This is a genomic window from Oscillospiraceae bacterium, from assembly GCA_031265355.1.
GTDB lineage: Bacteria > Bacillota > Clostridia > Oscillospirales > UBA929 > JAIRTA01.
In genome coordinates this window covers 1-10,699 of the sequence record JAISCT010000063.1, presented here as the reverse complement: position 1 = coordinate 10,699, position 10,699 = coordinate 1, and the positions used below count along the sequence as shown (strand labels likewise).

Annotated in this window: 3 protein-coding genes; 1 reads left to right on the top strand and 2 read right to left on the bottom strand. The window is 61.7% G+C overall.

Going from position 1 to position 10,699, the window contains the following annotated elements; translation table 11 throughout:
- The coding region (locus LBK75_09645; protein ID MDR1158542.1) for an InlB B-repeat-containing protein at positions 1 to 6,873 on the top strand (6,873 nt) is incomplete at its 5' end.
- Positions 6,874 to 6,978: 105 nt separating this feature from the next.
- Here LBK75_09645 and LBK75_09640 read toward each other — a convergent pair.
- Positions 6,979 to 9,717: an S-layer homology domain-containing protein gene (locus LBK75_09640; GenBank protein MDR1158541.1), complete on the bottom strand. Its 2,739-nt coding sequence runs from the start codon at positions 9,715 to 9,717 to the stop codon at positions 6,979 to 6,981.
- A 598-nt stretch (positions 9,718 to 10,315) separates the two neighbouring features.
- A partial coding sequence (locus LBK75_09635) for an Rpn family recombination-promoting nuclease/putative transposase (protein MDR1158540.1) occupies positions 10,316 to 10,699 on the bottom strand: 384 nt, incomplete at its 5' end.

Below are 10,699 nucleotides of genomic sequence, written 5' to 3'. Positions count from 1 at the left end.
TCCTACCGCTTCCCCGACTACAGCGAAGCGACGAACGACAACCTCAGCAACATGAACGGCACGATCAACAACGGCATCATGGTGTACGACATCATCAAGGGAGAGAGAACTTATCAGTATCTCCCATCCGCGCCGCTGTACTCCTTCGGGTACGGGCTGAGCTACGGCCAGTTCGAATATTCCAACGTGGCCGTCACCGCCATCAACGACGGCAAGTTCACCGTCAGCGGCAAGGTGAAAAACATCGGAAGCAAGACCAGCGACGAGGTCGTGCAGATCTACAGCGCCTTCGCGGGCGACGTGTCGCGGATCAAACAACCCATCAAGAAGCTGATCGCCTACGAGCGGCTGCATGACATCGCCGTCTCCAACGATGAAAGAGACTTCAGCTTTGAGATCGATCTCAAGGACAAACTGGGCGTGTGGGACGTGGAATCCGGTGACTATGTGGTGGAAGCCGGCGTTTACGTCATCACGGCCGGCGGCTCCTCGGCCGACGCGGACAATATAGACGACGGCAACAACGACATTGCGCTGACGGTCGACGCAGGCGACGGCGTAAACAACGGCGTAAATCTGATAACCACGAAGCGCGACCTCAAGAAGCTCACACTGGCGGAAAACCTCGACGACTACAGCGAAAAGGGCAAGCAGGTGGACGACATTGAGACGGTCAGCGCCTCCATCGCATACAAATCCAACACGGCCATCCAGTTCCGGAAGGACGGCGCGTGGATCAGCTTCAAAAACGTCGATTTCACATCGGTGCCCGCGCATCTGACCGTGCAGGCCGGGTCCGACAGAACCGGCAGCCTGAAGGTGTACGCGCTGCCCACAGATGGCGATCCCGACACCGCTCTTACCATCATCGCCACCATCCCTCTCACGGACACCCGCCCGGGCAGCCTGGCCACGGGGCTCGGCATCGGACCGGCGGGCGTGTACCCGGGCAACGTGGACGGCCAAACCTACAAAGACGCCTATGTGAAGCCGGCATGGAAGAAATACGGCGTGGCCGTCAGCGCAGTCGCGGGCACCTACGACATCTACATCGAGACGGAGAAGCGGGGCGCCGTCCTTGAGTGGTTCCAGTTCGACGCCCCCGAAACCGCCACCGACATTGCGATCGATCAGCTCTACTCGCTGGATTCCATCCGCGAAAAGAGCGGGGCGCTGACGCTTTCGGCCAATCTTACGCCCGTCACCGCCCTGGATACGTTGACTTGGGGCGTCGCCAACAAGAGTGGTACTGGCGCGGCGCTCGCGGCCATCAACGCCGCCGGCGAGCTCACGGCCACCGGGGCAGGCAACGGGACCGTCACCGTGACGGCCGCGGCCGGGAGCCAATCAGCCACGAAGGACATCCTGATCACCAACCAGCTCGACAGCAACAAAGTGACCGTGAATAACCAAAATTTGACAGTTGATTATCTGCTGCTCCGGACCGGCGCCGCCTTTGGCGCGAACGACAACATCTCGCGCTGGCGGGGCACAAACCAGCAGACGGCGGTGTTCCTCGCGCCCGAGAGAGTGAACCTCGGCGGCACATACTTCGCGTACGCCCTGCCCGGGGCCGGTTACACCACCCTCCCGGCCAGCGAGCTCAACTGGGCGGTGTACGCCAGCGACGGGACCTCCCCGACAACCCTGGCGACGATCGATCAGGCGGGCCTGCTGACGGCGGCGGGCACGGAGAACGGGGACGTCGTGGTGACGGCCACGCTCAAAAACAACCCGGACATCTTCGCCACGCGCAAGATTTTGCTGCAAAACCAAGGCGACAAAAACGGCCGCAAGATGATCCAGGCGGAGAACTGGGACACCGCGACCGCCGGCAGCAACGGCAACCCGGCGACCGCCTACGCAGTCGGCGGCAACGAAATGGGGCTCTACCAGAGCACCGCGGTGACAGCCGCGGCGGACCGGGCCGTGCTGGGCTACAAGAAAGTCGATTTCGGCACCAATGCGGGCACCTTCCAGATCCGGCTGGCCAACACCGCAAACTCCATCTTGGAGCTGTGGATCAACGGCCCGGACACGGCTGTCGGAGGCACCAAGATCGGACAGACAAACGTCCCGGCAGGTACCTACGAGCAATACAAGACCATAGCCCTGCCCATCACACAGACCAGCGGTGTACACGACCTCTACCTGGTGACGACAGCCACGGTGCCGGGCGCCACGCTGACGAACAGGCTGAATTACTTCCAGTTCTTCCCGCTTGACGGTGGAGACAGCGCTGACACGTACACCGTGACCTTCCACACCGGCGGCGGCACACCTGTGCCCGCCACGCAGGTGGTCGCCAAGGGCGAGCGGGCCGTGGCGCCCGTGTCCGCGCCCACGCTGGCCGGCTTTGTCTTTGACGGCTGGTACACGGACAGCAGCTTCACCGACATCTGGGTGATTGACGCAGCGGTGGACGCCAATGTCGACGTCTACGCAAAATGGATCTACGAAGACGCCTTTGTGGTGGATCCGGCCCTCACCGCGCCGTCGAGAGCCGGCTATCCGAACGGAGTGGCCTCCACGCTGGCGCTGAGCGGAACCGGCAACCAGAATTTCACGATGGACAACACCATTCAGACGGGAACCGCGTGGTACTACACCCTGAACGGCGTGCAGCCGACAAAGGCCGCGACGGCGCTCCCGGCCAACAGGATGATCTCGATCCCGTTTAGCGCTTTCTCGGGCGGGAAGGTCACCGTCAAGGTGGTGGCCTACCACGCGCAGCAGCAGAAATACTCGCAGACGTACACGCACACCCTGAACGCCAGGCTGGCGGCGCCCGCTTCCTCGTGGTCGAGCCCAGAACCGTACCTCCCCGCCACGTCGAACGCCGCGACCATCACGGCCGTGGCCAACACGGAGGTGTACTACACCATCACCACGGACGGTAACGAGCCCGCCGTACCGACGACATCCAGTACAAAATACACGACACCCATCCCGTTCAGCGCGGCCGTCACCCGCGTCAAAGCGATCCGGGTGCCGGTCGAGGGGTCGGCCTACGTGACGGCCGGCGTGGCAAACAGCGATGTGGCGGAGCTCATATTTAAGGTGAACACCAATCTCCGGTCACTGAACGAACTGAAAACCGGGACATGGACGCCGGAAGAACGAAAAGCTCTGGTCAATGCCGTCGTCAGCCAACTGACGCTCGACGAGAAGATCCAAATGTTGGGCGGCACGTCGGGGAGCGCCGCGGACGCGACCGCGAAAAAGGCCAGCGCCTCCGCCGGCGGCACATACACCACCCCGAGGCTGAAGACAATGGGCATCGCGCCGATGTCGCTGAGCGACGGCCCGGCCGGCGTGAACTTCGGCAGCGGCGGCACCCAGTCCAAGGCGACGGCCTGGGCCTCCCCCACCGCCCTGGCCTCTACATGGAACAAAGAGGCGATGGCGAAGGTGGGCGAGCAGACGGGCAAGGAGGCCGCGTACTACGGCGTGGACTTCATGCTGGCCCCGGCCCACGACCTCATCCGCAACCCGCTCTCCGGGCGGAACTTTGAGTACTTCTCGGAGGACCCGCACCTCTCCGGCAAGACGGCGGCGGCCTACACCATCGGCCTGCAGAGCCAGGGCGTCGGCGCCACGCTCAAGCACTACGCCGGCAACGAGCAGGAGTCCTTTGGCAACGGCGGTTCCTCCGCCGGCATCAACTACGACGGCAACAGCGGCGGCGGCAACGTCATCGCGTCCGAGCGCGCGCTCCGGGAGATCTACCTGAAGAGTTTCGAGATCCCCGTCAAAGAGGCGCACCCGTGGTCTGTCATGTCCTCGTATAATCGGGTGAACGACGTGCACGCCACCAACAATCCGTGGCTGCTCACGGACGTGCTCCGGGGCGACTGGGGCTTTGACGGATTTGTGGTGTCCGACTGGGGCGCGGTGCACGACGGCGCGCTCTCCGTCCTGGCGCAGATGGATCTGGCCGAGGGCAGTCTGAGCGCCACGTGGAAAAACAGAATCAGAGACGCTGTTTTGGCAAACAAGACAGACACGAAGGACCCGGTCTACCCCACTCTCACGGAGGAAATCGTTGACCGCAGCATCGCCAACATCCTGAATGTGATGACGCAGACCAACATCTTCAAGGGTGAGTACGGCGACTGGGGCGTGCCTTACGACCTCACCGCGAAGCACAACGGTTTCTACGGGTCCGACCTGGCGGAAGAGTCCAACGACGTCGCCACCGAGACGGCGGGCGAGGCCATCATCCTGTTGAAAAACAGCGAGAACCTGCTTCCGCTGCGCGAGGCGGACAAAGTGGGCCTCGTGACAAGCCCGAACCTCAAGTACTACGCGGGCTGGGGCGGCACGCTCACGGCCACGGAGGACTTTGTCATCCGCGGCGCGGGCAGTTCCGGCGTCTATGTGGGCGAGGCAAACCCGGGCGATTCCCACTACGACGACGGCGCCCACATCCCGTCGTTCACCAAGGTGCTGTCAGACAGCGGCAAGCTGGCCGGCGCCGTGCAGGACATCTACGAGGCGGCGGGGCGGACCAAGACCGTCACTTACAATTACAACGCCGCCACCGGAAAAACCACCGGTGAGACAAGAACCTACACCGACCTGCCCGACGCGCCCGCGGTGGACGCAAATCTGGAAGCCGCGGCCGGCGCGATGGCGGGCTCCGACGCCAGCCACGGCATCATGATCATCTCCCGCCAGACGGGCGAGGGATACGACAACATTCCGGCCGCCGTGGCGGAGAGCACCGTATACGACACCTCCACCGCCGCCACGGGCAACACGACGCAGATCTCCAAGGGGTATTATCTCTCCGCCGTCGAGGAAAAGGCGCTGAAGGCCTATGCCGACGCGCTGCACGCCGCGGGCAAGAAGTTCATCGTGCTCCTCAACGTTGGCGCCGCCATCGACACGACGGTGATCAACCAGTACGCGGACGCCATCTTGGTGGTGTGGTATCCCGGCCAGAACGGCGCCCGGGTGATGGCGGACGTGCTGTACGGCGCCGTCAATCCGTCCGGCAAGACCACGCAGACATTCCTCAAGAGCTTCGCGTACTCGCCCTCCGTGGCGGCCTCCATTGCGCTCAAAGAGACCGGCGTCGCGCGCAGCAACAATCCGGACAATCCGCTCTACTTCAAGACGGCCATCCGGGAAGCGCTGGAGGGCAGCGGGCTGGACGTCAACGGCGGCTGGGGGTCGAGCCCCGTGTTCTACGACGAGGGCGTGCTGGTCGGCTACCGCTGGTTCGACACGAAGTTCCAGACAAAAGCGGCGTATGACGAACAGGTCGCGTATCCGTTCGGTTTCGGGCTCAGCTACACCCAGTTTGAGTTCAGTAACCTCCGCCTGGACAGCTCTGTCTTCGACGCGGAGGACCCGGACGCCACCGTCACGGCCACCGTCAGCGTGAAGAACGTGGGGACCGTGACCGGCAAGGAAGTCGTACAGCTCTACCTCGGCATGCACGACTACGCCTCGGAGGGCCGCCCGATGAAGGATCTCCGCGGCTACGAAAAGATCGAGCTGGCGCCGGGCGAGAGCAAGGACGTCTCCTTTACGATCCAGCTCAGCGACTTGCAGTACTTTGACGACGGACAGCCGGCCGACAAGGTGTTGTCTGGCTCCTACTCCATGTACGATCACAATCCGACGATCTCCACCAACGTGACCTACGGCGAGGGCGACGGCTGGACCGTCACGCTGGGCAGCGTGTTCGACGTCATCGTTGGGGATACGTCCGACAACTTCGACTTGGCGGAGTACGGCGTCAAGAGTTCCTTCACCTATACCGGCGCCAATCAGGCGCTGTATAGCGTGACGTACGACCTGAACGGCGGCACGGGCACCCCGGTTACGGACAGCGCGCAGTACACACCCGGCGCGTCCGTCACCGTTAAGGCCATCGGAGACGCCACAAAGCCGGACTACACCTTCGCGGGTTGGAACACGGCGGCGGACGGCTCAGGCATCTCCTACCAGCCGGCGGTGACATTCCTCATCAGTGCGAACACCACCTTATACGCGCAGTGGAGACAGACCGGCGGCGGCGGCACTACCAGCGGCGGAAGCACCGCCACCACCTACACGGTGACATTCAACAGCCAGGGCGGCAGCGCCGTGGCGACACAATCGGTGGCGCGCGGCGGCGTGGTGACAAAGCCCGCCGACCCGACGCGCGAGGACCACACCTTTGCCGGCTGGCACACGGACGCGGCGGGCACGTTCGCCTATAACTTCAGCAGCGCCGTGACGGTAAGCTTCACCCTGTACGCCAAGTGGACCGAAGGCGGGTCAGGCGAGGGTGAAGACGGGCCGGCCTCCTTCCCGGACGCGGCGCAGATCTCCGACTGGGCACGCCCCTATGTGGAAAAACTGGTGACGGCGGGCGTCATCGCCGGCCGAAACGACGGCCGCTTTGACCCGAAGGGCAATGTGACGCGCGCGGAGTTCACCAAGATGATCGTACTGGGCCTCGGCCTTGTGTCCGGTGAAACGGCGAAGACGTTCACGGACGTCGGCGGCAGCGACTGGTTCAAGGAGTTTGTGGACATCGCGTCCTCGCACAGCGTTGTGCAGGGGGTGTCCGAGACGGCCTTCGCGCCGAACAGGACGATCACCCGGCAGGACCTGTGCACCATTGTGTACCGCGCGCTGGACGCGCTGGGCGTGGCGGTTCCGGCGTCGGACGGGAATTCGTTCCCCGACGCGGGCCAGATCTCCGGCTACGCGGCGGACGCAGTGCAGGCCATGAAGCAGCTCGACATCGTGTCCGGGCGTGGCAGCGGGCAGTTTGACCCGAGGGCGTTCGCGACCCGCGAGGAGACGGCGAAGATTGTCTCCCTGGTCATCGACTTCGTCGCGAAACAGTCCTCCCCGGCCGGCGACCGGTAATCAACACACAACTCTAATCAAAAGGAATCCCCCGCCCAAGTGGCGGGGGATTCCTTTTGACTGTCGCCGGGTTCGCGAAGAACTCACTTTACAATACAAATAACCTTACTCCCCAGCCGCCGGAGTGGCGAAGGAGAGGTGGAAACGGTGCAGGAGGGCGGCCAGTTCGGCGCGGGTGGCGGTGCCGAGCGGGTCCAGTGCGCCGCTCGCGCGGCCGCGGAGCAGCTCCGCGCCCACGGCCCACGCGGCGGACGCGCGGGCGTCCTCGTAACCGGAGATGGACGCGGCGTCCGGGAACCGGTTCAGGCTGCCCTGCGCGCTCACGTCGTACTGCCTGTACTGCGCGTACCGATAGAGGATCGTGGCCACCTGCTCACGCGTCACCTGACGCAGCGGCGCAAACAGGCCGCCGCCCACGCCGTTCACAATGTCGTGCTCCGCCGCCCAGGCCACCGCCTGCGCGTAATAGGCGCCCGCCTCCACATCGTCAAACGGCGCTAGCGCCGTGGGGGCAGGGGACCCTGCGAGCCACCACAGCGCCGTGACGATCATGCCGCGCTCGATTCGGATGTCCGGCGAGAATTTGTTCGCGGAGGTGCCGTTCAGCCAGCCGGCCTCGTAGGCATACTTGATGTCTTCATAGCCCCAGTGCCCGGCGGCGTCCGTGAACGGCGTCTCGTTGGGAGTCGTCGTGATCTCGTCGGGCGGCTCCCAATAGGTGGCAACCGAGCTGCCGCCGCTGATGCTACCGCCGCCGGTGGCGACCCGCGTCCACTGGGCGTACAGGGTCGTGTCCGCATCGATGATGAAGGCCTCCCCCGGGCGATAAACGATGCCCGAGCCGTTTGCCGCCGTGTTCCAGCCCGCGAAGGTGTAGCCTGCTCTTGTGACGTCTCCAACGCCTTTCACGGTGACGGACACGCCGGGCGCGTACAACGCACTGTCTGTAACAAGGGTCCCTGTACCGCCGTTTGACTCGTATGTCACGCTCTTCCCATAAATCGAAGATACGTCGACGGTGCCGGCGTGGCGCGCCTCCGAACCGAATGTGTTGTATTCAAATACCTCTTCGCCAGGTTGACCGGGGTCGGGGATGCCGTAGCAAACGCCGGCGTCGTGCAGCGTGTTCAGGTTGAAGATCTTGGTATCGTTCTGACCCGAACCGAACGACTCCAGCCAACTGATGAGGTAGACGTTTTCGCGGAATTTCACATACCAAGCGTCGCAGCTCCACATCAGCACCGTTTCGCCGTCCATTATGATCCCATAATACAGCGAGTCGGGCGTGGCGTAATAATGCTGCGAAACCATGAAGTCGTTGTACGTCCATGTGAACGAGCTGCCCAGCAGGCCTTCAGAGAAACCGTGGCGCTGTGAAACAGGTGTTACGCCGCCAGCGATGTTGATGACGCCGAAATGGAACGAGGGGATGCACATGCGCGGGGTCACTTCGTCCACGAGGATCTCCGAATTCATGCAGGTGGCGAGTCCGTTGTCGAAATCGACGACGTTCAAGTAGATCTTGTCCGGGAAGTCATCAATCTCATCACCAGTCGCACCATCAATCACATCACCAATCGCATCGTCAATCGCATGCGTAAAGAAGATCAGATTGGCGTCGACCTCAAAGGCTTCGTAGCGCACGGTCTTCCAATCCTGCACGCCCCTCTCGCGGAATGTCAGCTCGTTTGTGCCCGCGATCTGATACTCCAGCGTGAGGCCATCGTCAAACGCAAGCGAGAACGACTTGCCATTGAGTTTGTCCGATAGAGGATACATCTTTTCTTCTTTGCCGGCGCCCCCAAACGCGCCGGTCCAAGAACCTTCGGCTTTTATAATTTCAGTGACTTCATCTTTTTCCAGCTTTTCGCTGTTTGGCCGATAGCCAAAGCGGAAAGCTGGGTTGCCCACTAACTCGTCCGTAGCGAACCCGCCGTAGGCCGCGTATGAACCCAGGATTTCGCCTGTCCCGCTGTACAGCGTAAACGCCAGCTTGTCAGCTGCGTCGAAGCCGATTTTAAGGCCGATCTGCCGCACGAGATGCATGTCGAGCAGCTCGACCAGCGTCGCGCCGGAGTAGTAGGTTTCCGTGCGGGAGTACAAGAAGTGGCGCGCGTCATGGAAGTCCAAATAATCGGACGGCGCCGTCCAAGAGCCGGCCAGGCCCTCCGGCTGCCCGAGCGGGTAGAAAGCGGACCACGAGCGCGTACCGTAGTTTGTGTAGAAACTGCCCAGATCGTTTTTCCACAGAATCGCTTTCCCGGTCAAGCGGTTCGTGGCCGACGGCTCTTGCGCGGAAGATCCGACGCCCTCGGCTTTACCCAGATACACATTCCGCTGCGCTTCGCGCGCGGGTGTACCCCATTCGTTTTCCGCGAAAAACACTTCGTAGGCAGCCGCGAGGCCACTCTTTAGATTCAAAACGACGGCCCAAGCCCTCGCAGTGTCGGGCTTGCGAAATCCTACAAGCACGAAGTCGCCCGCCGCGAGCCCGGCGTACTCCGATTCGAACGTTTCCTGCCTGAATTCGGTTTCAAAAAAAGGCACCGGCGGCAAATTGGCGGAAAGTGAAACGCCCGCGCCTTGCGCGGCGAACACGAGTTCAAGTTCCAGGCCTTGCTCGTTCGTGATTTTATACGTCCGCCCGGAAAGCTGCGGCAATACGCCGCCGCCCTCGGGCGCGAGGGGCACGGCATTGAGTTTTTCAGACACCACTGCGTCGGTCATCGGGTTGTACTGCACGGAAAAAGCGTCGGTGAACGGATTCCCGCCGCTCGCCAAGGAACTCACCGAGCATGTGACGAACAACATCACGCAAACAAACAACGAACAGAATTTTTTCATGATTTTCTCCTTTCCATTTGGACACCGGACGCGCACCACAAGACGGCGTCAAGCGGATGTATGACCGCCCAAAAGGCCGCAGGACTTTGAACCGTATGCGGGGCCAGACGTCCGCCCCACACCCTGGCGGAAGCACTCGCGCAAAGAGCGGCGCGAGTGCTTCGGATTAAGGTCTTCTCATGCGAGGACACCTCCTTTTTACGGGGAGGCTTAGCGGCCCCGCCGGCCGCTGCCTCTGCACACAAAGGCGGCCACTCCGCTTCCGGGCGCACCCCCACGCGGAACCCATTGGGCCGCAACTCTTTCAGCGCTTCCTGCACAACTTGCTATGCTATACCTTTTTGAAATTGTCATTTTTGGAAATTTGACATGTCTGATTTGGTAGAAACATCCGAAAAAACATTGTATCTAGCTATTGACATTGCAAATTATGTGCAATATAATAGGAATATTAGCGACTATAGTATGTTTTCAAAAAGGTATGCCTTATCAAAAACGGCAAAAAGCACCGTTTTTGTAATAAAGGGGTGTCCCGCCGTATCCCTAGTTAAAATCATGGGGGTGTTTCGCGAACCGCCGCAGCCGTACTTTGTCCCTGTCAGCTTGCCGCGGAGTGAGCGCATGATAAAAGGCACAACCAAAGGGAGAGCCCCCGCCTATCCAGGCGGGGGCTCTCCCTTTGAGGACACATTTTCTCAGTCAGTTTTTGCCAAATTATTCCATCTCCCGCTTTCAATGCCTCCGTCAACGTCTTCAGCCGTCTCCGAGCCTTTTTCAGCTCGATGACATGCAGGTCGATCAAATCCGTCGCGCGGGTCTGCGGGTCCTTCTCCCACCGCACTGAAATCGGCTGGTGGATGTCCTCGCTCTCCTTACGGACATCGAAATCCGCCAGTGAGATCACCGTCACTCTGGGCAGATTTTCAAATTTCGTCCCAGTCCCCGTCTCCCGCGCGATCGCCTGTGTCGCATAAAACAGCAT

Coding starts and splice junctions, on each gene's coding strand:
- LBK75_09640 (MDR1158541.1), bottom strand. CDS start 9,717: ATGAAAAAATTCTGTTCGTTGTTTGTTTGCGTGATGTTGTTCGTCACA.